Annotated in this window: 24 protein-coding genes and 1 rRNA gene; 12 read left to right on the top strand and 13 right to left on the bottom strand. The window is 53.7% G+C overall.

The features are described from left to right. Nucleotides 1-361: 361 nt before the first annotated feature. The 4 genes from KF947_RS13630 to KF947_RS13615 all read right to left on the bottom strand — a co-directional run bounded on the left by KF947_RS13630 (nt 362) and on the right by KF947_RS13615 (nt 7,366). Nucleotides 362-796, bottom strand: a complete 435-nt coding sequence (locus KF947_RS13630; RefSeq protein ID WP_227404195.1) for a hypothetical protein — start codon at nt 794-796, stop codon at nt 362-364. A 322-nt stretch (nt 797-1,118) separates the two neighbouring features. After that, on the bottom strand, nt 1,119-4,346 hold the full coding sequence (locus KF947_RS13625) for a DNA breaking-rejoining enzyme, catalytic core (protein WP_159340841.1): 3,228 nt from the start codon (nt 4,344-4,346) through the stop codon (nt 1,119-1,121). After that, nucleotides 4,339-6,837 (bottom strand): hypothetical protein, encoded by a 2,499-nt coding sequence (locus KF947_RS13620; RefSeq protein ID WP_227404194.1) that lies wholly within the window; start codon nt 6,835-6,837, stop codon nt 4,339-4,341. Before KF947_RS13620 ends, KF947_RS13625 begins: the two co-directional genes overlap by 8 nt. A 1-nt stretch (nt 6,838) precedes the next feature. Beyond that, nucleotides 6,839-7,366: a hypothetical protein gene (locus KF947_RS13615; protein ID WP_227404193.1), complete on the bottom strand. Its 528-nt coding sequence runs from the start codon at nt 7,364-7,366 to the stop codon at nt 6,839-6,841. Between the two features lie 118 nt (nt 7,367-7,484). On the opposite strand from KF947_RS13615, the gene KF947_RS13610 reads away from it, so the two are divergent. Then, the gene (locus KF947_RS13610; protein WP_227404192.1) at nt 7,485-9,485 is read left to right on the top strand and encodes a TOTE conflict system archaeo-eukaryotic primase domain-containing protein; all 2,001 of its coding nucleotides are present in this window, start codon (nt 7,485-7,487) and stop codon (nt 9,483-9,485) included. A gap of 21 nt (nt 9,486-9,506) precedes the next feature. Beyond that, nucleotides 9,507-9,884: a DEAD/DEAH box helicase gene (locus KF947_RS13605; protein ID WP_413614105.1), complete on the top strand. Its 378-nt coding sequence runs from the start codon at nt 9,507-9,509 to the stop codon at nt 9,882-9,884. A 96-nt stretch (nt 9,885-9,980) separates the two neighbouring features. Here KF947_RS13605 and KF947_RS13600 read toward each other — a convergent pair whose 3' ends face one another. The 3 genes from KF947_RS13600 to KF947_RS13590 all read right to left on the bottom strand — a co-directional run bounded on the left by KF947_RS13600 (nt 9,981) and on the right by KF947_RS13590 (nt 12,396). After that, nucleotides 9,981-10,274 carry a helix-turn-helix domain-containing protein gene (locus KF947_RS13600; RefSeq protein ID WP_159340838.1) on the bottom strand — a complete coding sequence of 98 codons (294 nt, stop codon included), beginning with the start codon at nt 10,272-10,274 and terminating at the stop codon, nt 9,981-9,983. 26 nt (nt 10,275-10,300) lie between these two features. Then, entirely contained in the window at nt 10,301-10,531 is a 231-nt protein-coding gene (locus KF947_RS13595) for a type II toxin-antitoxin system RelE/ParE family toxin (protein WP_264478772.1), read from the bottom strand. A 926-nt stretch (nt 10,532-11,457) separates the two neighbouring features. Further along, the gene (locus tag KF947_RS13590) at nt 11,458-12,396 is read right to left on the bottom strand and encodes a LysR family transcriptional regulator (RefSeq protein WP_227404190.1); all 939 of its coding nucleotides are present in this window, start codon (nt 12,394-12,396) and stop codon (nt 11,458-11,460) included. A gap of 140 nt (nt 12,397-12,536) precedes the next feature. Between KF947_RS13590 and KF947_RS13585 the strand changes: the two genes are divergently transcribed. Together KF947_RS13585 and KF947_RS13580 are read left to right on the top strand one after the other, a co-directional pair. Continuing rightward, nucleotides 12,537-13,595 carry an SDR family oxidoreductase gene (locus KF947_RS13585; RefSeq protein ID WP_227404189.1) on the top strand — a complete coding sequence of 353 codons (1,059 nt, stop codon included), beginning with the start codon at nt 12,537-12,539 and terminating at the stop codon, nt 13,593-13,595. Nucleotides 13,596-13,808: 213 nt separating this feature from the next. After that, the gene (locus tag KF947_RS13580; RefSeq protein WP_133731077.1) at nt 13,809-14,753 is read left to right on the top strand and encodes a co-chaperone YbbN; all 945 of its coding nucleotides are present in this window, start codon (nt 13,809-13,811) and stop codon (nt 14,751-14,753) included. A 16-nt stretch (nt 14,754-14,769) separates the two neighbouring features. Here KF947_RS13580 and KF947_RS13575 read toward each other — a convergent pair whose 3' ends face one another. Continuing rightward, complete coding sequence (locus KF947_RS13575; RefSeq protein ID WP_133731078.1) at nt 14,770-15,936, bottom strand: MalY/PatB family protein; 1,167 nt, start codon at nt 15,934-15,936, stop codon at nt 14,770-14,772. Between the two features lie 37 nt (nt 15,937-15,973). Here KF947_RS13575 and KF947_RS13570 point away from each other — a divergent pair, with 37 nt between their 5' ends. The 6 genes from KF947_RS13570 to KF947_RS13545 all read left to right on the top strand — a co-directional run bounded on the left by KF947_RS13570 (nt 15,974) and on the right by KF947_RS13545 (nt 19,282). After that, on the top strand, nt 15,974-16,405 hold the full coding sequence (locus KF947_RS13570; RefSeq protein ID WP_133731079.1) for a hypothetical protein: 432 nt from the start codon (nt 15,974-15,976) through the stop codon (nt 16,403-16,405). Nucleotides 16,406-16,457: 52 nt separating this feature from the next. Then, a complete protein-coding gene (locus KF947_RS13565) occupies nt 16,458-17,264 on the top strand; it encodes a hypothetical protein (RefSeq protein ID WP_227404188.1) in 807 nt (268 codons plus the stop codon). Between the two features lie 98 nt (nt 17,265-17,362). After that, nucleotides 17,363-17,770 (top strand): acyl-CoA thioesterase, encoded by a 408-nt coding sequence (locus KF947_RS13560; RefSeq protein ID WP_035576454.1) that lies wholly within the window; start codon nt 17,363-17,365, stop codon nt 17,768-17,770. A gap of 41 nt (nt 17,771-17,811) precedes the next feature. Continuing rightward, nucleotides 17,812-18,114: a hypothetical protein gene (locus KF947_RS13555; protein WP_007111787.1), complete on the top strand. Its 303-nt coding sequence runs from the start codon at nt 17,812-17,814 to the stop codon at nt 18,112-18,114. 12 nt (nt 18,115-18,126) lie between these two features. Then, nucleotides 18,127-18,648 carry a DUF501 domain-containing protein gene (locus tag KF947_RS13550; RefSeq protein ID WP_133731081.1) on the top strand — a complete coding sequence of 174 codons (522 nt, stop codon included), beginning with the start codon at nt 18,127-18,129 and terminating at the stop codon, nt 18,646-18,648. Nucleotides 18,649-18,739: 91 nt separating this feature from the next. Beyond that, nucleotides 18,740-19,282 (top strand): TIGR00730 family Rossman fold protein, encoded by a 543-nt coding sequence (locus tag KF947_RS13545; protein WP_088698781.1) that lies wholly within the window; start codon nt 18,740-18,742, stop codon nt 19,280-19,282. 20 nt (nt 19,283-19,302) lie between these two features. On the opposite strand, the gene KF947_RS13540 is transcribed toward KF947_RS13545, so the two are convergent. Both KF947_RS13540 and KF947_RS13535 read right to left on the bottom strand, forming a co-directional pair. Next, nucleotides 19,303-19,815: a hypothetical protein gene (locus KF947_RS13540; protein ID WP_227404187.1), complete on the bottom strand. Its 513-nt coding sequence runs from the start codon at nt 19,813-19,815 to the stop codon at nt 19,303-19,305. Between the two features lie 34 nt (nt 19,816-19,849). Continuing rightward, a complete protein-coding gene (locus tag KF947_RS13535) occupies nt 19,850-20,344 on the bottom strand; it encodes a tetratricopeptide repeat protein (RefSeq protein ID WP_071695160.1) in 495 nt (164 codons plus the stop codon). 245 nt (nt 20,345-20,589) lie between these two features. Between KF947_RS13535 and KF947_RS13530 the strand changes: the two genes are divergently transcribed. Next, entirely contained in the window at nt 20,590-21,621 is a 1,032-nt protein-coding gene (locus KF947_RS13530; protein WP_133731082.1) for an NADP(H)-dependent aldo-keto reductase, read from the top strand. Between the two features lie 133 nt (nt 21,622-21,754). Continuing rightward, the gene (gene yaaA, locus KF947_RS13525) at nt 21,755-22,534 is read left to right on the top strand and encodes a peroxide stress protein YaaA (protein WP_133731083.1); all 780 of its coding nucleotides are present in this window, start codon (nt 21,755-21,757) and stop codon (nt 22,532-22,534) included. A gap of 10 nt (nt 22,535-22,544) precedes the next feature. Here the strand turns inward: yaaA and KF947_RS13520 are convergent, their stop codons facing one another. The 3 genes from KF947_RS13520 to rrf all read right to left on the bottom strand — a co-directional run bounded on the left by KF947_RS13520 (nt 22,545) and on the right by rrf (nt 23,739). After that, on the bottom strand, nt 22,545-23,120 hold the full coding sequence (locus KF947_RS13520; protein ID WP_133731084.1) for an isochorismatase family protein: 576 nt from the start codon (nt 23,118-23,120) through the stop codon (nt 22,545-22,547). Nucleotides 23,121-23,233: 113 nt separating this feature from the next. Next, on the bottom strand, nt 23,234-23,422 hold the full coding sequence (locus KF947_RS13515) for a hypothetical protein (protein ID WP_133731085.1): 189 nt from the start codon (nt 23,420-23,422) through the stop codon (nt 23,234-23,236). A gap of 201 nt (nt 23,423-23,623) precedes the next feature. Further along, nucleotides 23,624-23,739, bottom strand: a 5S ribosomal RNA gene (rrf, locus tag KF947_RS13510). Between the last annotated feature and the right edge of the window lie 130 nt (nt 23,740-23,869).

The raw sequence follows: 23,869 nt of genomic DNA, 5'->3' as shown, positions 1-23,869 counted from the left end.
TTCCTCTTGCGTATATTAAAAGCCCAGTTAGCCTTAGATTCACACCAAACTCGCCTGCGCAATCCTCTCGCTTCATTTAGCCTTACACCAAAGCGATAAGCGCACGGCAATACAAACTGAAGTAAACATGCAATATCAGGGTCTCGTTGAGATGTTTCTATCCGTTGTTCCGGGAGCATCTCAGCTCTCACGTGCCGTCCTTGTTCTGCAACGGGAAGCTCATCCCAGTCAGGCTCTTCAATACCTTGTAAAGCGGCTACGCTATGAAAAATGGCTAAAATAGCTCATATCTCTTAACTGGATTTTTTGCTAGTCAAACAAACCTGCATAAAAACGGTGGCCTCTTTGCTACCTAGTACCATCAGATCGACATCGTACGCCAGCTCCTCAAAAGCTTACACAATACCCCCCAGTAGTTATGAATATTACTGTTTTCGAACGACTTAGAGCGCCTTCCTGTCCTTCCTTTGCCCATCCGGATAACCGACACAATCCAGATCACCAACAGCGTGATGGCACTACTTAACTTACCGCTTCGCTGTGTTACCAGTTGCTCCATTGATTTTGCCGTTACCCTGGCTTGCGGCTTGGTATAGTCATCCAGTATCTGTTTTAACTCTTTGAAAAGAAAAAGAGCCTGCTGATGCAGGTCATGTTTCTCATCACGAGCTCTTAAAATAGCAGGCAGCGTTGTGGTAACCATCGAATGAACGGTGATGACTGGCGGCTGTGGAAAAATTAGCGATTTGCCGTGCACAATATGAATTTGAGCTTGTATGAGAAGGCTGGTGGCCACTGTCCGTCCTGCTAACGCGCCAGACACAACGCCCGGCAACCCTAGAAGATTTGCTTGATCGACAATATTGGCCGTTTGCTAGCCCGGATTTCATATAGCTCCTCAGCAAGTAACGCACTCAGGACGCAATACCACTAAAAATCTATTGGCTCTGCTTAAATCACCTACTTTTTACCACTTCCTTTCGTTCAGACACACCTTACCCCTACAGCGCCGGGCCGGGGCGACAACTCCCCCTTGATCAACCAGCCTAACGATCATAGATAGCAGTCCATGTTATTAATGGCTTACTTGTCTGACTCTTCCATTTCGGATTCTGCACTTATAAGCTCCGAATACGCTTTTTTTCTTGCAAGGGCTTATTCTGCTGTTCATGCCTGGCCACTGCAGCCATCACGATACATGCCAACACCAACACATAGCGCGCAGGGTACCCACTATGAGAACGCTTATTTTGGTTAACAACATAGAACTTCACATTCCCCGTACCAAGCGGCTTGTTGAAGCGGGATCCCATTGACTTTAATTGCCACTCGACCTTGTGATAATGCGACGGCAGTCGTTTCTTCCATTCACTGAGCTGCTTTTTTGCAGGAAGAGATGATAGAGCACTAGGTATCACCTCAATGACAGCTTTGACGCCAGCATCTAAACTCACCACCCAACTCACAAAGTCCAAACCGTCATCGACATCACGAATCCATACATGCCCGTCGGTGGCACGGTGGTAGCGATAGAAGAAGCGAAGATGTTTACGAAGTACATCGGGGTGATGCTCAAACCATTGCGACCAGATCGCTTGGTACATCGCATACGCCACCGGACGTTCTGCAAGCGAGTGCGGCATTGGAAACCGGGGAGGTGCACTATTACTCGCCGCTGGCTGCTTGCCTTTGGTGAGCCGATAGTGGCGAAAGGCACTCTTCCCTTGTCGTGTGCGTGCGGTCAGCACTCGTACCGCGCATGAAATTAACCCTTCTGCCTCGCCGTCACGAAGATTAAAGATACGCTCAACGTCTTCAAAACTCCTCTTATGCAAGAGGTCTAAAGCGGCTGCAATTTGTTCCAGCGAGAGCTCGCTCAGGCCTTGGCGTTCAAGGAGAACCTTATCTGGTAGTGCCGGATAGGGCATAACATCCTGCTGCTCTACATCAATCAACGGGCACATCGGAAAGGCCTTCTGGAGCCATAGAGGCGGCCGCTCACCGAAGCGCTCTTGCCATTTACGTAGGGTCGCCGATTTAACCTCAATCAATCTATCCAAGGCTTCCAATTGAGCAATCGCATGGCTGGGAAGGCTGCCCTCTACCGAGTTAGATTTTTGGTGGCAATAATGATCAGACAATAGGCAGTTAAAATGTAAATAGCTACGAAGAGTTACTTCGGGGGATGCATGCCCCATCACTTGGGCTATGAAATACAGCCCTGAGCGGGATGGGCCATTAACCACTTTCTCCCATAGAGCTGCATGATGTTGAGGCACTGGCCACGGAACCTCAACACCATGAAAAGAGAGCAGCAAATAGTTAGCCAGCGAGTGGCGCAAATGATGAAAGCGCAGGCTTGGATCACCGGTGATACGCCGCATGCCTGTATGAATTTCCGTCTGCACTATGTCATCTCGCAATGGAGATACAGAATTACCCCCCTCGCCGAACAGCATGACACGACCATGTGTTGCCACGCTGTGCCGTTTGATGACAAAGGCCTTAAAGTCATCTAACTCAGTCTCTGTCAGCAAGTAGTGCAAGGGCAGCTGTCGGCGTGAATCATGACTCTTGATGGCAACATAGGCGTTATTGCGAATTAGAAGGGTAACGTCGGTATGTTCCAGCATCTGATTCAGCAAGATGTCATCTAGCTGGATAGAAAGAGCCTCACCTATCCTAAGTCCTGCGCGAAAACCGAGTACAAATATCCAGTAACGAATAGCACCCATCGCACTGGCCGCCTGGGAGGCCAGGTAACCCGACACTTGACGGTACTCTTCTTCCGATAAGCAGTTGGCATCGGCATGATGTGACACCGCCGCGCCGTCTCCGCTGAACTCCATGTACACGTTGGCCAAGCCAAGATCAGCGACAAGAAACGTATGAAACGAGCGCAACACTGTCCAACGATAGCTGCGATTTTTCTCGGTCTTCGCCTGCTCCACCACGCACTGATAGGCTTCGACTAAGATAGCAAGCCGATCCTGATCGACTAATGTGTCCCCCATTGCCTGTAAAAGCGGCATGCTGATACCGAGATATTTATACAGGGTCGACTGCTTGCGTTTTTTTGTGCGGTGCAGAAAAAGCAACCAACGGCAGAGACATTCGACAATGGGCGCCATCTGTTGAGAGGCGGTAACGGCATTCTCTAGTTCTCGGGCAAGCTGCCCATAGCCTAGGCGTTTCTCTTCCCTGCGTTTGTAGAGGATGTCATGCAGCAACTTAAGCAGCTTGCGTCCCTCATATAACGGCTGATCACGGCCAAGTTGCTTCGTCGCCATCGGTGGGAGCCCGGTTTCAACTACTGTGGCCTCATCGCTTACCTGATTAGCTTCCTGTTTCGCGTGTACTCTGTACCCACCGCAGAGCAACTGCTGCCAACGGGCCTCGGCAAGCGAAGTACCCTGCTGCTTGCCAAGCGCACTATTGACCAGATAAGCAGGTACATGCAGTCGAAAAGCGGTAGCAGCATGCTCCTGACACTCTGAAAGTGTCAGCGCCTTCGCCCCTATAGCACGACAAAAATGGAGCCATGATGTCTTTGTCAGCATCTTGGCCTGCTGATAGCCATTTACCTTCTCACCAGGATGGCCAAATTGCTCGATATGACGCATCAAGACGGCTAATGTCGACACACCCAAGTGCCAGCGACTGCGTGGAGGTACTTTGCCAGGCATGTCACCCGGCACCATCTCATGCAAAACCAGCCAGGCAAACGACTTATACACGGCTAATGTAGAGGTGGCTAAAGGCAGTGAATTCAAAAACTTGGTACCCAGCAAACTATCACGCGTCATAACACAATAAAGAAACAGCCCCCAGCTGATCATTTCGGGTTCGAACCTACGGTGTCCTTGGTCCGCGTTGTCGTGCAAAAGAAGTGCCTGAAAATCTGCTTGTTGAATCGCGTAGTCGGCATATCGGCACCAGTCACGGTAATAGCTCATTGCTTCAAAGGATGAGGGCGTAAAGACACTTGCCGCGGGCCTGACCAAGTGCAGCGGTGCTGGAACGACCACTTCCCACCCTAGTTCCTGCTGCCCACGCCGCAACCCAAGTGACAAGAAGTTGATCTTGTTCCGCATTTCCACGACAGAACCACTGTCGGTTGTTTGCAGGGTCTCCTCCCACTGCTGGGTGGTCTCGGGCAGCACCTTGACACCATACTGACCTCGAACCAGGCCGGGATGCGCTTTCTGTAGCAGTTCAAGTACTGCCATTTGGTGGCGACGCCTATTTATTAAATGCTGTCTGTGACGCGCCTCGGCACCGCCGGCTCCTTCTGGAACTTTTATCAACTTCCAGCCGCTCCAAACCTCCTCGACCTGATCAGACATCCGCTAGCCCCTGCTGAACCGTCCACCCTGCTTCGCGGCGCATTTTGCTTAGAACCGGCGCTAATTCTCGAAACATCTCAACGGGAGACAATGTGGAGAATCCACCAAACGGCTCCTGACCTTGCTGGGCATGCCCCAAGAAAGCGTTGACCAGCTCACCACGGACGCCTTCGGCGCGAAGGGTGCTGCGCAGATAGTGCCGACTGGCGTTGATTGGTAATGTAAAAATAGGTACTTGCTGCCTCAGATTCTCCGGTGAAAGCTGCACCACCTGCCAGCTGTCACTAATAAAGAACATCAGCGGTACGTTCGGCCGTGGCTCGCTCAGCACCGCATCTAGGTGCTCATAAAGGGAGTTACGCTGATACAGACGGGCCTGCAAAACTTCCAAGTGATAGGCATAACAACGTAGCTGCTCAAGCACCTCCGGCAACAACCAGACCACCCTCGCTTGGCTCATCGCTTCGTCGTCTTTGTCGGAGATCACCAGAAAACCTGTATCAAAGTCGATTTCCCGCCAACGAAAAACCAGGTCATTGACAGCCCTGTAACCGGTCGCAAAAAGAATCCAGAAAGCCATATAGGCCACGTAATGATTGTGCACCTGCCGCCAGCTCTCCTCGCCGGGTGCCAGACGCTTTGCTGCCCGCAGATCATTCTTAAGATGTTTGACCAAACGAGTCAGCAACATCGGCTTGAGGTTCAACTTACTGCCGTGGTCGCCACTGTTCGAAACGGGTTGCTGAAAGGCATAATAGTGTTTCTCTTCGACGCTCAGGTACTTATAGATACTATTGCGTAGCGATACGGCCGCTTCATGATAAAGGGCCTCAAGGTAGCCAGCTGGAACGCTGTAATAATGGGCGGCCACATCAGCGATGGTGAAACGTTGCCCGGTCAGCAGGTAAGCGTCTACCCAGTCGCTGGAGTGACCAACAATCTCATCGAACAGGGCCTGACTGATCCGCAGCGGTGTTAGCCGCATACGATGGGCACGGTTGGCTTTCGACACCGCCGCACGCATTGCACCTTCAATCGCTTCACGGCGGTGTTCGGGAAACAATCCACGGTATTTTGCTCGCCCCTTTCGCGCTAACCCAAGGTTTGAGATAAACTTGCCAATCCGCACGGGGCTTGCGACCACTACCACGTCATCTACCAATGCAGGCGTGCTAGCACCGGCCGTATAGAGCAGCGTTTTCGCGTCGTCCTGAAGGCTGTTGCGCCACTCCGGCGTGGGAATCGGCAACACGAAAGCGTGCTCGTCAATCAGAAAAGCGAGCACTTCCTTGCGGTGTTTCGGCAGCTCACCTTGATGGTTGTAGACGCGCATTCCCAGTAGTTGCTCGACGGGTCGCCCAAGCCAGATCATCAGCAACAGTAGCAGGCCAGCATAAACACCTTCTGCATCACGTTGCTCAAAACGTCCTCGCCCAGTAAATAGCTGAAAGGCGAGTTCCGCCGCCGTCGCCAACTCGACCCGACCGAGACTCGCATAGCGATAGAAAAGGCGCTGATTAGACTGACTGATATGCTTGATTCGGCTTTTCTGGCGCCTGATCAAATCCCTAAGATCAAAGCCTAACGTAGGTGATGCTTTACTCTCCGTAAAGGAAACGGCGCGCAGCTTCTGGGTCTCTTTAGGATGTAGCCCCGCTGTGCGCTGGCGCCCCTGAGACTGTTCGTCGCCGATCGACTCCGAGAACTGAACCGATACCTCAGGTCCTTCTCTATCCTCATCATCACCGTCCGGCAACACCACCTGCCGTTCAACTAGTCGACCTGATCGGCCACCTCCTCCTCCACCTTCCCGTGTTTTGCCTTTAAGGCTGAGCACCTTACGAACGAGCAGTTCAATGCCAGCCAGGGATTCACGAACCTCATCACCTTCACCTACTCCTTCAAGCAGATGTTTCTGATAATAGCCTTTAAGAGTGGTATCAGTATCTACTTGCTCCAGTAGCGAAAGGGCCTTCTTGCCTTGACCAATTGTGCGGATATCTCGGCAGGCGGCAGTTATCTCAGAACCAATACGTTCTTGATGCCGCCTTCGCTGAATGGCCGAGCACGCCATGACAACACCAGTATGCTGCCAGTAACCACCATGGTCGTAGCATTCAGAGCCAGGCGTCAGAATCAGCATGGCCCATTCGGGATGGTCATTAATAATGCCTCGCTGTTTGCCTGATCGATCCAGCCACTCGTCTGGACAGCTATAGGGATTTGATGCTTCCACTGAAGTAACAAGCTGACCTATCAGCGGCAGATAGTTTAAAAGACTCGCCTGCCCTTCTACCTCATCTCCTTCCTCAAGGTTCTCCCGTAAGCCCTCGATCTCCTGAATCGCTTTCAGTGCACGCTGCAGGTTGCTCATGACTAATACCAGATGGGTCAAACTGGCAGGCGCTTTTAAAAGGGAAAGCAGGTCCTCTACGCGGTCTGCCGAAGTACCACTCAATTTTGCTAGTTGCTCTAGGCCAGTATCGCTCATATCACCGAGATTCCATGATTCGTTGCAGCTCAGACTTCCGCTGTCTTGAAACGGTAATACGCCGCCCTTTGAGACCCAGCAAGGTCTTGAGTTTACGTCGAGAAAGTTTGTTCGGCATTTCGATGCCATAGGTTTTACGCAGAGTGGTGGAGAGTTTATTTAGTTGACGATAAACATGCTCTCTCGCCTCAATGGCATCTGGACAGTGCATCAAGCTGTGGGTAATGAGTTCGAAGAGTGCGCCTTTCACCAAATGAATTTCATCATCGTTCGTGACCCGCACTGGAATAACTTCTTCGCTTTCCAGCAGGGCATTGGCAGCATGAAACGCTCGAAATCCACTGACCACTTCATAGTGTCTGGACACTTTTCGAACCGAAACAGGATGGTAGGCTAGCAAAGAATCGACCAATTCAGCATCGAGCCATGACGATAAAGGCATCTGATTAGTGACGGCAAGGTTGCCACGTTCGATCTCACCAAGCGCACCGGAAGGAGATTTGATCTTAGAGATTACTAACTTCGTCACAGCATGCCTCAATGGTTATGATTGTTGATGAACCATCATTTTATCAAAATGTGCACCCGTAAGGTTTTAAGGGCCACGAGGGAGGCTTTCAATGCGAGTGCTAGCAATAAGCTAGAATATGAGTGAGTTTTTCAAACCCGTTAATTCATGGGATCCGAACGGCTTCATGAAGCGCGAAGTAGGTATCCGAGTAGATCAAGAGCTCGCTGCTATTGAGCTGAGACTATCAGTGCTTGAGAAGGAAAAGGCTGACCTCCTTTCTCGGAAGGAAGAGCTGTATAGCTCTGCACACCGATGCGCTATACCTCCAGTAACTCCCGGCCAGAAAGTCGACGTATTCCGTAAGCTCTTTCGTGGCAGACAAGATGTCTATGCAAATCGCTGGCAGAGTTCTGGCGGCCGTTCCGGCTATGCTGTCGCCTGTGCGAATGAGTGGATGCCGGGCATCTGTCAGAAACCACGGATCAAGTGCGAAGAATGTCGACACAAAAATTTCAAGCCCCTCTATTTTGATGCAGTTTATGACCACCTGTCTGGCAAACATGTGACCGGCCTTTACCCTTTACTGCCGGATAGCTCTTGTTACTTGCTGGCGGCGGATTTTGATAAGGGGGACTGGAAAGCGGATGTTCGTGCACTAGCCCAGGTTTGTCGTGGTGAAAGCGTACCCTATCTTGTGGAGGTTTCTCGGTCCGGTGCGGGTGCCCATCTATGGGTTTTCTTTTCAGAAGCTGTTCAAGCTTCGTCAGCGAGGAGGTTGGGATTCAAATTGCTGGATAAGGCCATGGAGCTTCATCCAGGCTTATCCTTCGACTCTTATGACCGGCTATTTCCTAACCAAGACACCATGCCTGATGGTGGGTTTGGCAATCTGATTGCCCTGCCGCTTCAACACGAGGCGCGAAGTCGCGGATGCACCTTCTTCGTCGACGACAACTTTACGCCATACCCGGATCAATGGGCACTGCTCAGTCAGCAACAGACACTTTCATCAGCTCAGCTTGAAGAGCTGATCGGCAAGGAGGCTAATTCCGGTGTGACTGCAGATACTGTGTTGCCGTGGGAGTCAACGTTACCGGTTGATACAGGGAAGCTTTCTGGATGTCCTGAAAGCATCATGCTCATCCTGACCAGTCACATTTATATAAAGTTATCAGGCATTCCAGGAACATTGGCGGCACGAATAAAGCGAATGGCCAGCTTTGCTAATCCTGTATTTTTCAAAACACAGTCGCTTCGTTTCTCGACGCATGGCATCCCTCGCTACATATTATGCGCACATATTGAGCAAGGTTATCTTTCTATTCCCAGAGGCTGCTTGGATGAGCTTCAAGATCTGCTGCTGGAACAGGGAATCACGGTGGACATTGATGACCTTAGAGTATCAGGCCAGTTTTTACCTGAAGTCAGCCTAAAAGCAACGCTGCGTGGCGACCAGGACAAGGCGGTGCAGGCACTTGTCCAACACGATACCGGAATACTTCATGCGCCGACCGCTTTCGGTAAAACCGTAACGGCTATTGGCGTGATAACCAGGCGGCAAGTCAACACACTGATCCTCACGCACAGTCGTCAGCTACTTGATCAATGGAAGGAGCGACTCGACACCTTCCTTGAGGGGGCGCCCATCGGTGTAATTGGCGGCGGTAAAAAGAAACCTACTGGGCAGGTCGACGTTGCCACTTACCAAAGCTTGATCAATAAGAAAGACAATACGGTCTCGAAGCTGGTTAAGGAGTACGGGCAAGTCATCATCGATGAATGCCATCATATCTCAGCGCCACGTTACGAGATGTTGCTTAATGAGGTCAGCGCTCGATACGTCATTGGTTTGACAGCAACGCCTGATCGTCAGGATGGCCACCAAAAAATCATGTTGATGGTTGCAGGGCCCATTCGTCACAAAGCCCAGGCGCAACATAGTAACCGATTTATCCAACGCGTCATTGTTCGAGAGCATCACGAAACGCCACCCACCCACATCTGCCAGCCTAGTGAGCGGCCCCATATCGCATCGGTTTACCTTTGGCTTGCCCAGAGCAGCGCCCGAAATGAGGCCATTGTTCAGGATGTTGCAAGCTGTGCGCACAACCAAGCAAATTGCCTTGTGCTGACGTAACGACGAGAACATGCCGAGTCCTTGGCGACACTGTTGGATGCTGAATCCATATCGTCAGTTATCTTACGTGGTGGGATACGCGTCAAAGAGCGCCAGTCGGCAGAAAAAGAGTTGCATAGGGTTCAAGTCATCGTTGCAACCGGGAAATACATTGGAGAAGGCTTTGACTTGCCTCGACTGGACACCCTGTTTTTAGCTCTGCCCATCGCATGGAAAGGAACGCTGTCACAGTATGCAGGCAGACTCCATCGAGATACCGAAGGCAAACTAGAAGTAACTGTCTATGATTACTTGGATACTGGCCTGCCTATGCTTGAGCGAATGTTCCGAAAGCGTGAGAAAGGCTATAAGGCTATGGGGTATAAATTTATCGCTTCCGGGCAAACCAGATTGCTTTAGCCTTTGAGAGGCAGTCAGTCGTTAAAAGCTCATCAAGTGAACTGAGGCCAAGGATTTCTTCACTTGTCTAGCTGAACCCAGTTTATCTGGTCACTCTCAGGCGGCTACTTCCTTCTCGTCTTCAATCTCCAGTTCGAGATGGAAGTTAGCTGGCCCCGTCAGGTTGACCAAAGCATCGAGACTGAACTTATTAATCTGGCCGTTCAGCAAGTCGTTGAGGCGGGGTTGGGTGATTCCCAGACGATGTGCAGCCTCTTTCTGAGTAATATCCCACTCCCTTACACGGCCAGCAATCCTCGCCATGAGTTCGGAGCGCAGCCGCATGTTCAGCGCCTCTTCAGGAGTGTCCTCGATGGCGTCCCACACACTGTCGTAATACTCGATGGTCATTTTCTAACCTCGCTTGGTGGTTGGGCTCAGGGCAGCTCCTTGTATCGCTGCTTGCCCAAGTCGATGTCTTTTTTGGCGGTCTGCTGGGTTTTCTTCTGGAAGCAGTGGAGCACAAATACCGCGTCGCCCCGGTTGGCCACGTAGAAGACCCGAAAGGCGCCGTTGTGTTCCCGAATGCGGATTTCCATGACACCAGGGCCAACGCTTGGCATTGGGCGGAAATCGTCCGGCTGGCCTCCAGCCTGAATTTTGTCTATCTGAAACCCCGCTTATCGCTTGGCGTCCAGAGAGAAATCGCGCAGCCGATCCTTCGAGTCTCCAACGAATGCAACAGGTTTCTTGCGCGCCACGCTGGCTCCTTGACTGCCATAAACTTATATCAGTTCAGATATAATAAACTCATCAATCGAATGCTTCAAGCTGCTTCCACTGTAGCCGTATCACCAATAAGAGGCCGTTGACTATTCGCACCTGGGTTGGCGGTCTCAATGACCAAATACAATATCTGAACCTCCGGTATGGTTTTGCCACGACTCACTGCTATTGCGACCTCTCTACTGAAGCCCGAGCCGCCATCATGCAGATGCGGGTTCACTACTAAATCCGAACCATCGCCCGACAATTGGAACATCCGCCCAGCGCCATCTCACGGGAACTGGCATACCAAACAATCCTTCTGACAAAACTTATGATGCCAGTCTCGCCGGTTTCAGAGTCCGGCTAACCCGCTGCCGACCTCAGAAGCAGCCTAACGGTCATTTATGCTGTAAATTTTACTTTTTATTTTGTGACACTCTTTAGCGTGCGAAATTGACCTTAAATTACCTAAATAGCATTTCAAAAACCGACGAAAACTCTTATATAGCAGCTACTTTGAACAAATAACAACAAATAAAGCAATGCTAAGAAAATCAAATCAATCCGGCTCATAACCCGAAGGTCATCGGTTCAAATCCGGTCCCCGCTACCAATATTTTGAAAGGCAGATCAGTTACTTACTGATCTGCCTTTTTTTATTGCCTGAAGTTTGACGGTTGCGCTCAGTAGAGCTGTTGGGTTCAACGCCTTATCACCCCAGAAGGCCATAGATAGGTTCTCTCTTATTTTAAAATCAGCGACCCTCACCACCCAACATTGGGAAAGCCGTTATCGAAAGGTAGCGGCTTTTTTCGTGCCTGAACACTTACACCGTCTGCTGCTCACGCCAGCGATCCCATCTCGGCATAGGCCCCACCATCTCAAACAGATGATCCAGAAAAGCGCTTACCTTGCGAGTGTGCAGCCGACGCTGGGCGTAGAGCACGTGGATATCGCGCCTGCCTGGCACGACTTCACAACGCCACGCTTCGAGCAGGGGCAGCAATTTGCCCGAGGCTAGCTCATCAGCGATCAGCCAGGTAGGGAACATCACCAGCCCCTGCCCCATTAGCGCTGCTCTCACCAGACTCTCTGCATCGTTGCTATACAGGCTGCCGTCGACATTGTAAGCGAAGGCTTGCGGCTGATCGGCATGATGGAAGTACCAGCGCTGGCGGCCCATTTCACCCTGGTAGAGCAGGCAGTCGTGGTGTTGAAGGTCATCTGGGCTGTTGGGCCTACCGCAGCGCTGTATATAGGCGGGGGCAGCGGCTACCACGTAGTTCATCGACGCTAGGCGGCGTGCGACCAGCGTGGAGTCGGCCAATTCTCCGACACGAAAGGTGATGTCGATGCCCTCGCGCACCGGGTCGGTCAGTTGATCGGTCAGCATCAGTTCGGCTTTGATTGCCGGGTAGCGGCGCTGGAAGTGATGCAGAATCGGCACGATTTGGCGCTGGCCGAAAGCCACGGGAGCATTGAGGCGCAGCACGCCGCTAGGCGCTGCATTAGGAGCCGTTAGTGCTTCAGTCGCCAGGTCGAGCCGTTCAAGTATCTCGCGAACTTCCTGATAGTAGCGCCAGCCCGCCTCGGTCAGCGTTACGGCGCGTGTGTGGCGATAGAACAGCTGCTGGCCAAGCGCCTCCTCTAAAGAGGCAATCTGACGCGAGACAGAGGACACAGCCCGATGAAAGTGACGTGCGGTGGCGGTAAAACTTCCTGTCGCGGCGACGCGTTCAAAGATGCGTAGCGCATTGAGATCCATCAAGTTGCTCCTAGCGCAATAAAGATTTGCGATTTTTCCAATTGTAGCAATGATACTTGGCGATCAGACTGCTTTTCATCGAGCACAAAGCACATTTCCACTGCCCGTTCCGAAAATCTTGTCTGCAAAAGGAGTTAATCATGCGCAAAGGCACCGCATTAGTCGTCGGCGCTACCGGTATTACCGGCGGCAACTTAGCCAGCTACCTCACCGCTAGCGGGTGGAGTGTCTATGGATTATCTCGTCGCCCTTCTGAACAAGCAGGGGTCATTCCCGTCGCTGCCGATCTGCTAGATCGCGAGGCCACCGCTGAAGCACTGGCGGGGCTACCCATCACCCACGTGTTTTATTGCACTTGGGTGCGGCGCGAAAATGAAAAAGCCAACGTCGAGGCCAACGGCGCGATGATGCATAACCTGCTCGACGCTCTGCAGGGCGCAAACTTGGCGCACGTCTCGTTGGTGACCGGCACCAAGCAGTACCTGGGTGCCTTTGAGAACTACGGTAGCGGCAAGACCGAGACGCCCTTTCGTGAATCAGCGCCCCGCGTACCTGGCGAGAACTTTTACTACACCCTCGAAGACATCATGTTCGCGACGGCGGAGCGGGACGACTTTAGCTGGAACGTGCACCGCCCGCACACGGTGATCGGCTATGCCCGCGGGAACGCGATGAACATGGGCGTGACGCTGGCGGTTTACGCCTCTATCTGCAAGGCAACGGGTCAACCGTTCACCTTCCCTGGCTCGCAGATGCAGTGGAACGCCTTGACCGATCTAACCGATTCGCTGGTGTTGGCGCGGCAGATGGAGTGGGCGGCGACCACGCCCGGTACCCACAATGAAGCCTTTAACACAGTCAATGGCGATGTGTTCCGCTGGCGTCGACTGTGGCATGAGATTGGCGAGTTCTTCGAGCTCGAAGTCGCTGACTGCCCGGAAACACCGCAGCCGCTAGAGAAGCAAATGGCCGATATTGCGCCTACCTGGGCCGAGATTGCCAAACAAAACGAGCTCGTTGAAGCCGATGTCACCCAACTGGCTTCCTGGTGGCACACCGATGCCGACCTGGGGCGCGAGCTTGAGTGCGTCAACGATGTCACCAAGTCCCGTGACTTCGGCTTTGACCACTTCCGCGAAACACGCGCAGCGTTTTTCGACCTGTTCGCCCGCCTACGCGCGGAGCGCATCATTCCTTAAACAATTTCAGAAACGATTTCAGAAACAATCTCAGAAGCAGTGCCAGTAGCTCCACCAGGGCGCCTAACCGCGCCCTGTTTCTGTTTTATCAGGTTCACGCCGCTTGAAACCCACTAGCAGTGAGTTTTATTTCCCTCCTTTTCCTTGAATCTACCGGCATATGCCTGCATATCATGGGGAAATATTGTTCATTTTTTGATGCCGAGTCTACCCATGCAGATTATTGATCCCCGCTCAGGTAAGCCGCTTACCGCGGATACCGGAAGTGCTGACGCTACCGCGCCTAACGCTGAACAGGCGGCGGTGCGCCCTGAAGATGTCATTATCGAGCTCAATGCTGGCAATATTCAGCAGGTGCTGGAAGCGTCCATGCAGGTGCCGGTGCTATTGGGCTGCTACTCGCCTTCCAACGCAGGCAGCAGCACTCTCCTCTCAGTGCTGGATAAACTGGTGGTTGAGTACGCGGGCGCTTTCCTGCTCGGCAAGCTCGATATCGAAGCGAACCCTGAAATCGGCGGCCAATTGGGCGTGCGTTCGGTGCCCGATGTGAAGCTGATTAGCCAGGGTGGTTTGGTGGATGGATTCCAGGGTGCGCTGCCGGAAAAAGAGGTGCGCGAGTGGCTCAATCGCTACTTCCCAGCCCCCGGCGAAGCGCCGCCCACTCCTGAAGAGCAGGCGGAAGAAGCACTTAAAGCAGGAGACACCGCCGCTGCCCGTGAGATTTATCAAACCCTGATGGGCCAGTACCCCGAACACTACGCTTACCAGATAGCCTTCGCTCGGGTATTGGTGGCCGAAGGGCGCGGCAGCGAAGCCCGTGAAGTACTCGACAATCTGCCCCCGGAAGAGCGCGATGCGGCTCCCGCTCGTGGCGTACGCGCCAGCATTGAGTTTAGCGAGCAGGCACTCTCAGCCGAGGAGATTGCGGCCCTGGGCGATCGTACCGATAGCGAAGCGCAGTATCAGCGCGCCCTGCGCCAAGTGGCCGACGGTCATTACGATGAAGGGCTGGAAGCGCTGCTGGCGCTGATGAAGCAGGATCGCGCCTATAACGATGACGCGGCGCGTAAAACGCTGCTGCAGGTGTTCGACGCACTGGGCGCCGACCACCCGCTGACCGTTGCTTACCGCCGCAAACTCTTTGCGATGCTGTACTAAGGTCTTCTGAAGGCTTTCAATCCCGCTTCAGCAGGGAATCCATACGAGACAGCGCCGCTTCCAGCTGGGAAGCGGTAGTACCAAAGTTAAGCCGTACAAAGCCGGGGCAGCCAAAGGCCGCTCCGTCCGAAAGCGCGACTCCCGCTTCTTTCAGCAGCGTCTTGTAGGGCGCATCGCCTAACCCTGCCTCGCGCATATCCAGCCAGGCTAGATAGGTGGACTCCGGCGCACTCCAGCGCACGCCCGGCCAAGCCGCTACGCGCGCCTGCAGCGTCTCACGATGCTCACGTAACACGCTTAACAGCTCCTGGCGCCAAGGCTCGCCGTGTCGATACGCTGCTTCCGCCGCAACCAAGCCGAGCACGTTGCCATCGGGCAGTAACCCTTTGGTAGCCGCCGCAAAGCGCTCACGCAGTGCAGGATCGGGAATCACCGCGCAGGCGCTGGTTAAGCCCGCCAGGTTAAAGGTTTTCGACGGTGCCCATAGCGTAATGGTGCGCTTCGCTAATTCAGGAAATGCCGCGGCTAACGGGCGGTGCTGGGCGCCTTCGTCCAATAACAGGTCGCAGTGCAACTCATCGGAGACCACCCACAGGTCGTGGCGCTCCACTAACTCAGCCAGCGCTGCAAGCTCTTCATGGCGCCACACACGCCCCGTAGGGTTGTGGGGCTGACACCACAGCAGCAAGCGCGTACGTGGCGTAATAGCGGCCTCCAAGGCGGCAATATCGAGCTGCCAAGGCTCATTGGGTGTTGAGGGCGCTGCCAGCATCGCCTGCTGGGGCAATCGGCCTGTACGCTTTGCAACCTCTAAAAATGGCGGGTAGATCGGCGCCACCGTCAACACACCGTCGCCTGGTTCGGTCAGCGCTAACGCGGCCAGATGCAAAGCCGGCACGACGCCCGGTAGCCACTGCTGCCACTCCGGCTGAATGGGCCAGTCGTAGTGGTGGGCGCTCCACTGGCACAGGGTTTCTGTTAACGTAGCGGGCACTTCGCCATAGCCATATACACCGTGGGCCACCCGCGCCTGCAGTGCATCAATCACCGCAGGCGGGGAGCGAAAATCCATATCGGCGACCCAAAGAGGCAGTACGTCGTCGCCGTAGCGGTGCCATTTTTGCGATGCCCAGCCACCTTCAGGGTGGCGTCGCTCCACAGGCGTGGCAAAATCGTAGGCCATGAAACATCTCACTCATTCAATAGGGGTTGTGCCAAGCATGCCGCAAGATGACTTTTATACCAAGATGCGGGCGGGGCTATCGGCGCTGTTGCGGCAATGGCGCTCGCTTGGGCAAGCGAATACGGATCAGCTAGCGCTCATTTTGGCCGAAACAGCACGGGTAGCTAAATTAGGCACCCCCGACGCCACGCCCAGCGGCGCTACCCTGGAGCAGTGGAGCCAGGATGAGCTAGGTGAAATGCCGCTATGGGCGCCGCGCACGGCGGTCTTTCTGCTCAATCAAATGCCCGCTCGCCCGACCCCCGATAGCGACGCCGAAGCCTGCGCCTGGGCGTACTGCTGGCTGCGCAACCGCTCGTTTGATTCACTGCAAGCGGCTCATGAGGCGCTCCCAGCGCACTTGAAAGCGCCCCTACAAGATGCCCTTGAAGCCGCCTGGCGTGACCAGCAAGGCCTGCGCTTGGTTTAATTAAAAGCGCGCGCTGACAATACCCAAACAAAAACAGCAAGGAAAACCCCGCATGATTGAAGTCCCTCTCACTTGGCAGCTAGCGAAATTAGGGCTCTCGATCAGCATGGTGCTGGGGCTAGGCGCGATTGCCGTACGCGCTAGCCCGCGCTTGGCGGGCCTGCTGGCGGGCTACCCATTAGGCACGGCGTTGGCGCTATTTTTTATCGGCTTGGAAATTTCCCCTCAGTTTGCGACCCAAAGTGCGGTGCATACCCTGGCGGGCTTTACGGCCACAATGGCGCTAGGGGCCGGTTATTGGATGGCAGGACGACAGCCGGGCGTTAAAGGTGTCATTGGCGGCGTGGCGGGCGGATTGGTTGCTTGGCTCGCCGTTAGCACCCTGCTCGCTCAGTTTAACTTCACACGTTTGAGCGGCACGCTGGTGACGCTATGCGCCATTGCTCTGTTCAGCGGTTTATTTCGCAGCATTGCTGATGTCAGGATACCCGCCAGCCGAACGTTTTCGTTACCGGCGCTTGCCGCCCGCGCCGCACTTGCCACCGTGATCATATTTACCATTACCAGCCTGGCCCACTGGCTGCCGCCCGCCTGGGCGGGAACGTTGGCCGCCTTTCCCGTCACAATGCTGCCTTTTTTGCTGATCCTACACCTGAACCATGGGGCAGCGCCGGTGGCCACGGTCATCAAACACTACCCCATGGGACTTGGCTCGCTACTGAGTTACACGCTATGTGTCTCCTATACTTACAGCACGCTGGGGTTGCTATGGGGAACATTGGCTGGCTTCGCAGCTGCCACGCTATGGCTGTTGGGGTGGATGCAACTCACTGCGTGGTATCAACGCCGCACCGCTTGACCAAGACCTCTTGACCAAGCGCTTGCTTGGGTTAATCCTAACCGTTGCCGTTGCGATTAACCGTACTAATAGCTGTTTTTTAATAACAAGGACAAGCCATGTTTACCCGTACCATTGAACCCGCCTTTTACGATACCGACGCCTTAGGGCACATTAACAACACCCGCCTGCCAGCGTGGTTTGAGCTTGCCCGAAATGACTTGTTCAAACTCTTTACCCCTGACTTAAACCCTAAGCAGTGGCGCTTGATTATGGCGCGCATGGAAGTCGACTACCGGGCTGAACTGTTTTACGGTCACGATATCGAAATACGTACTTACTTAACGCGGTTAGGCAATAGCTCGTTTACAGTGACCCAAGAGGCGCGGCAGCACGGCAAGCTCACTAACCTGGGACATACCGTTATGGTGCAGTATGACCACCAGGCCAAGTGCGCCATGCCCATTGAGGGTGACCTGCGCGAGGCGCTAACGTCGCACTTACAAGACGCGCCTGAGCCCGCCTGATTGACGCTGCCCCGCGCTGCCGGGGCAACAGGAGCCTTATAATGGCAATCCGCTACAACCTCTGGATAGACCCTGACAACGTCGCCCAGCATCGCGCCGTGGAGGCAGACCTTGAGCGCTACTTCATTGAGCGCTTTGCCGACTATCCGCATATCCGCTTGTTTGGTGCCGACCCCTACGATTATGATGCCCCCTTCAATCGCCTTTATGACGTGCTAATGGCACGAGCCGCTGAATACTGTGAGCGGACGTGGTGCTATGTCGCGTCGCCTGAACAGCTCAATCGCTGTTTTTTCCGTGCCGTTGGCCGCTCGACTAAATTTGTTCAAGACGACCGTTCGTGAGAGACCAACCCAATGGTGATACGCACCAACCAAGCGCCTGACGAACGTCAGCTCGCCATTATTGCCCAGCAGCTTGGCCGCGCACCGCGTGGTATCGAAGCGGTAGCCGCCACCGACGGTGAAGGTACACCGCTAGTACTGCGTATGGCGCCGATTGTCGACGGCAAACCCTTCCCCACCCTGTATTGGCTCTGCTCCGACGTGCTGAAAGTTGAGATTTCCCGCATCGAAGCCGTTGGGGTTATCAAAGCGCTCGAACAACGCCTACAGGAAGAACCTGAGTTTCTTGAGGCTTATCAACAGAGCCATCGCGACTATGTGACCGCTCGCTGGGACGCTATGAGCGATGCTCAGCGTGAAGAAGTCGCTAAATTGGGTTATACCGACGTGATGACCAAACGCGGTATTGGCGGCATTAGCAACTGGCACCAGATACGCTGCCTGCATACCCAGTACGCCCATCACCTGTGCGGTGACAATGTGATTGGGCAGTGGATGGATGAGCACTACCAGGTAGACCGCTATTTACCCTAAGCCCCTTTTAACCTAAGCCTCGTAGTAATCTCGCGTTCTTTTTGACTACGGTTTTAGTCACGTTCATTTTTTAACGACAGGGAATAAACGAATGGCTCGAATTTGCGTTTATCTTGGCTCCCGTGAAGGTAACAGCCCTGCCTTCCGCCAAGCGACCAATCAACTGGGACGCACGCTCGCTGAACGCGGCCACACGTTGGTTTACGGTGGGGCACGCGTTGGCCTGATGGGCGAGCTGGCTAACGCAGCACTTGAGGCCGGTGGTGAAGTCATTGGTGTCATGCCCGACCACCTGGTGGAGCGGGAACAGGCCCACTTTGGCTTAAGCGAGCTGATTAGGGTGCGCAATATGCACGAACGCAAAGCCACTATGGCGGCCAACGCCGACGCTTTTATTGCCTTACCCGGCGGGATTGGCACCTTGGAAGAGCTGTTTGAAATATGGACGTGGGGCTATCTAGGCTTGCATGAAAAACCCATGGGGTTGTTGAACATCGACGAGTTCTATTCACCGCTGCTGACATTTTTAGACAGCACGGTCAGCCATGGCTTTTTGGCGTCTCCCACCCGGGAGATGCTGTTCGACGCACCGTCACCCAATGAGTTGCTCGAGGTGCTGGAAGCCCAGCTATAAAACTGGAGAGGGAAGAGTGGCTAACGTCCCGGGTGCTCGGTGAGCTTGCGGGTATGCTGATAGGTCAGCTGCAGTAAGCGGGCATCTTCACCTGCCCGATGGCGGTGAATCCCCTGTTCGGCGATCAGCGCTTCTTTGGTGTCGCTCCACACTGCCTGCTGCTCTTCGCTAAGCAAAATCCTTAGCGCCTCAAGGCGAAAACGCGGCAGCATGCCCGCGTGATGAAAAAGCAGCGACAGCCAGGTATTGTCGTACCCCCAACTATCGCTGTACGCCTTACCCAGCTCGCGTAGTTCATCGTTCAGCCAGTGGGCGACCTGGCGTACCGGGTAGCCCTCCTGAATAAGGCGTTCACGGGAGATACCATGCAGCAGTTCGGCCTTGGGATCCCAGTGCGTCCACTCTTCCAGCGGTTGAATGAGAAAAGCACAGCAGCTTCCATCGGCACGGGCGATGCCTACTTCAATGGGGTAGCTGCCGCGCCCAAATCCGGACGCTTCAATATCTAGCACTGTGGGTAGCGTCTCGGACACAACCTTCCTCACTCAATTAGAACGCGGTAACGCTTCACGCAGCGGCCACGTTATTTAGTGTCGGCTGATCCGCCTGTCGCTGCCAGTAAGCCGCACGCTCGCCATCTACCGCCAAGCCTAATTCACCCAGGCGATAAGCGCGAGCGAGCCGCTCCGCAGCTAGATAGTGCCCAGACTGGGCGGCGCGTGCGTACCAGGTCACCGCGTAATCTTCACGGCGCGGGTACTGAGCACAGCCGTGCTCGTGGATTTGTGCCACCTGGTACTGTGACTTTACATCTCCGGCATGCGCAGCTTCCAGAACGTACCGCGCTCCGCGCGCCTTGTCCTGGGGCGTCTGGCTGCGATGAAACAGCATATGGCCGTAAACGGAGAGCGCGTCAGGGTGACCCGCTTCCGCACAGCGCTTAAACAAGCGCATCGTTAAACGCTGGGTGCGCGGTGAACGCGGCAACAGCCAGTGATTATGAAACAGCCGTTCAGCTAGGCGAAATTCTAGCCGAGTAAACAACGTTGATGCCTGCAGCATGGCAAACCACCCTGCCTGTCTGTTGGAACCTTGGGCTAGCAGTCACAAAATAGCTACCAACCACACGAGAAACCGGCCTTTAGCCGGTCGATGGGCTGGCAAGCATACGCCTGCCTTTGCGACGACTCAACCCTATTAATTTGCTGCTTGCAATAAGCCTCGCTAACATGCCATTCATACGCCGTTTACCAGCCTGGTAATGGTGGCTTATCTTGTGGCAATTCCGCCTTAGTAAGGAGATAAAAATGCAAACGCGCCCACTTGGCAGAACCGGCTTGGAGGTAAGTCGACTCTGTTTAGGCACGATGACGTTTGGCGAGCAGAATAGCGAAGCTGAAGCCCACGAACAGCTTGATAGAGCCGTGGCGTTTGGCATCAATTTTATTGATACCGCAGAAATGTACCCCGTTCCCCCCATGGCCAAGACCCAGGGCTTAACTGAACGCTATATCGGCAGTTGGCTAAAGCAGCGTGGCGCCAGGGACGATCTGATCATAGCCACCAAGGCAGCAGGCCCAGGGCTTGACCATATACGAGGTGGGCCGCGTTTAACCCGTGAGCATATTCATCAGGCCATCGACACAAGCCTGGAGAGATTGAATACCGATTACGTTGACCTTTACCAACTGCACTGGCCCGACCGTCAAACCAATTTCTTTGGCAAGCTAGGCTACGTTCATAGCGAAAACGAAGATGCGACGCCGCTAGAAGAGACGCTTGATGCGCTGAAAGAGCTGGTTGATGCAGGCAAAGTACGTGCTATTGGGCTCTCTAATGACACGCCCTGGGGTGTGATGCGCTCACTGCAGCTTGCCGATAAGCTGGATTTACCGCGCGTGGCGTCTATTCAAAACCCCTATAACCTTCTTAACCGCTCTTTTGAAGTCGGCTTGGCGGAAATTGCCCACCGTGAAGATGTCGGCCTACTTGCCTATTCACCGCTAGGGTTTGGGGTACTCTCAGGTAAATACCTGAATGGCGCGCAGCCACCTAAAGGTCGTTTGACGCTGTATGAGCGCTTCAAGCGTTACACTTCGCCCGAAGCCGAAGCGGCCACCCAGGCTTACGTTGCGCTTGCTGAAAAGCACGAGCTGGATCCTGCACAAATGGCGCTGGCGTTTGTTAACTCACGCAGCTTCTTGACCAGCAATATCATTGGTGCGACCACCATGGAGCAGTTGGAAAGCAATCTTGCCAGCGAGAGCCTCAAGCTGGACAACGAAGTGCTAGAGGCAATCGAAGATATTCACCGCCGTATGCCCAATCCCTGTCCTTAAAACAAACACCCCTTAAAAACAGCCAACTCTCATAAGGCTATCACCGCTATAGCCTCGGCCTTTGCCGAGGCTTGGTATACTGAGCCCACTTATATCAGGCTTTTATTTATCAGGGCACGACCAGGAGCATGCGATGCTGAGCGTTATCTCTCCCGCCAAAACGCTGGACTTTGAAACCCCACCGACCACAGAGCAAGTGTCACAACCCGACTTTCTGAAACACAGCCAAGCGCTTATCACTATTTTGCGTGACTACTCGCCGCAGCAAATCAGCGAACTCATGGGTATCAGCGATAAATTGGCGGGCCTGAATGCGGCGCGTTTTGAGGAGTGGTGCCCTCCTTTCACTCTGAGCAATGCCAAACCTGCTGCACAGGCTTTTCAGGGCGACGTTTATAGCGGCCTGCAAGCGGAAAGCTTCAGCGAAGCGGAGAACCGTTACGCACAGTCGCATCTGCGCATACTTTCTGGCCTATATGGCCTGCTACGGCCCCTGGATTTAATTCAGGCCTACCGGCTGGAGATGGGTACCAAGCTGCCTAACAGTGCGGGTAAGGATCTGTATGCCTATTGGAAGCCCATCCTGGCACCTGCACTTAATGAAGCCATTGCTGAAAGCGGCTCCAACGTGTTGGTTAATCTCGCCTCCAATGAGTACTTCAAAGCGGTAGATACCAAGCAGCTTAATACCCGGATCATTACGCCGGTGTTTAAAGATGAGAAAAACGGCACCTTTAAAATCATCAGCTTCTATGCCAAAAAAGCACGTGGACTGATGAGCGCCTGGCTTATCCAGGAACAGGTGAACGATCCTGATAAACTCAAGGCGTTCGATGTGGCAGGCTATCGTTTTGATGCAGCGGCATCCCAGGGTGATACCTTTGTTTTCACCCGTAAAGAAGCCGATCGCTAAAGCGAACGGCCTAGAAGAAACGTACGGGGCGTGACGCGCGCGGTTTTAAAAAACGTTGGTGCGCCTCTTTGAACAGCGCTGTATCGCAGCGGTGAAGCCACTCATAAGCCACCATATCCGCCGTTACCGCCACAGCACCGCTCGCGCAGGCGCGCTCACGGGCAAACGCAGCCTCTTGCGGGCGGCGGCTGGCAGAGGCGTCACTCAGCCAGTACAGCTCGTAGCCTGCGTCTAATAGCCCTAATCCCGTTTGCAGCACGCAGATATGCGCTTCTGTTCCACACAGTACAATCTGTGTTTTACCCGTTGCGTTTAGCGCTTCACGAAATTCAGTTTCCGCCATGGCCCCAAAATGCTGTTTCTGCCAGAGCTGATAGTCATTTAGGCAGGCGAGCAGTGACGCCGAGGATCCCCCCAGTTTTTCTGGAGACTGCTCGGTTAACCAAACCGGCACCTCAAGCAGGCACGCCATTTCGCCTAGCCAAGCAGCCTCGTTAACGGCTTCTTGACCACCATCAATCACAGGCAGTAACCCCGCTTGGAAATCGACCATTAACAGCAAACTTTTATCGCGTTGTAGTAGCACGTTGCCTCCGCCTTTTTATCGTTATTTAGGCAACCATAATAGACGCGATACAAACAATAAAGCAGCCGCTTTTCAGCGACTGCTTCGGTTAACTCATCAAACAACCACTCGGCTTAGTTCTCGGCCGCATCTTCCATATCTTCGCCGAGCTCTTCCATGCTCTCACCGGCATCTTCTACGGCGTTATCAATGTTTTCACCCGCTTCTTCAGCAGGGCCTTGATCGTCACAAGCGATCAGTCCGCCCGCCATCAAAGCCATAAATAGAGCGATTGCTAACTTCTTGGCTACTTGCGTCGTCATACCGTTTCTCCTCCTGAGAATTTACTTCTGGGTACGTGCAGCATAATACTAGATGCTGCGTGGCAACAATACCATGCCGAATGCACAAGCTATTGTTATATATGGCATAAAATATCAGAAAATCGCGCGTTAGTATGAGATGCTTTTCTTCTGCGCAAACAAAAAACCCAGCCGATGGGCTGGGTTTCTTGTTAAATAAGTGCCTGACGATGACCTACTCTCGCATGGGGAGACCCCACACTACCATCGGCGCTAAGCGGTTTCACTTCTGAGTTCGGCAAGGGATCAGGTGGTTCACGCATGCTATGGTCGTCAGGCGTAACTGTTAATGTACATCATGCTGACTGTTTTTAACTAAATTGTGAGCGTCTTATCGCCTGCCGCCCTGGCAGTCTGTTGCCTGGGCCACACGCTGCGTATCCGGCATTCATTCACGTCATCATCACG

It is taken from the genome of Halomonas sp. FeN2, assembly GCF_020595105.1.
Classification (GTDB): domain Bacteria; phylum Pseudomonadota; class Gammaproteobacteria; order Pseudomonadales; family Halomonadaceae; genus Vreelandella; species Vreelandella neptunia.
The sequence above is the reverse complement of the archived record's forward strand: the minus strand, read 5'-3'. Positions and strand labels throughout refer to the sequence as shown.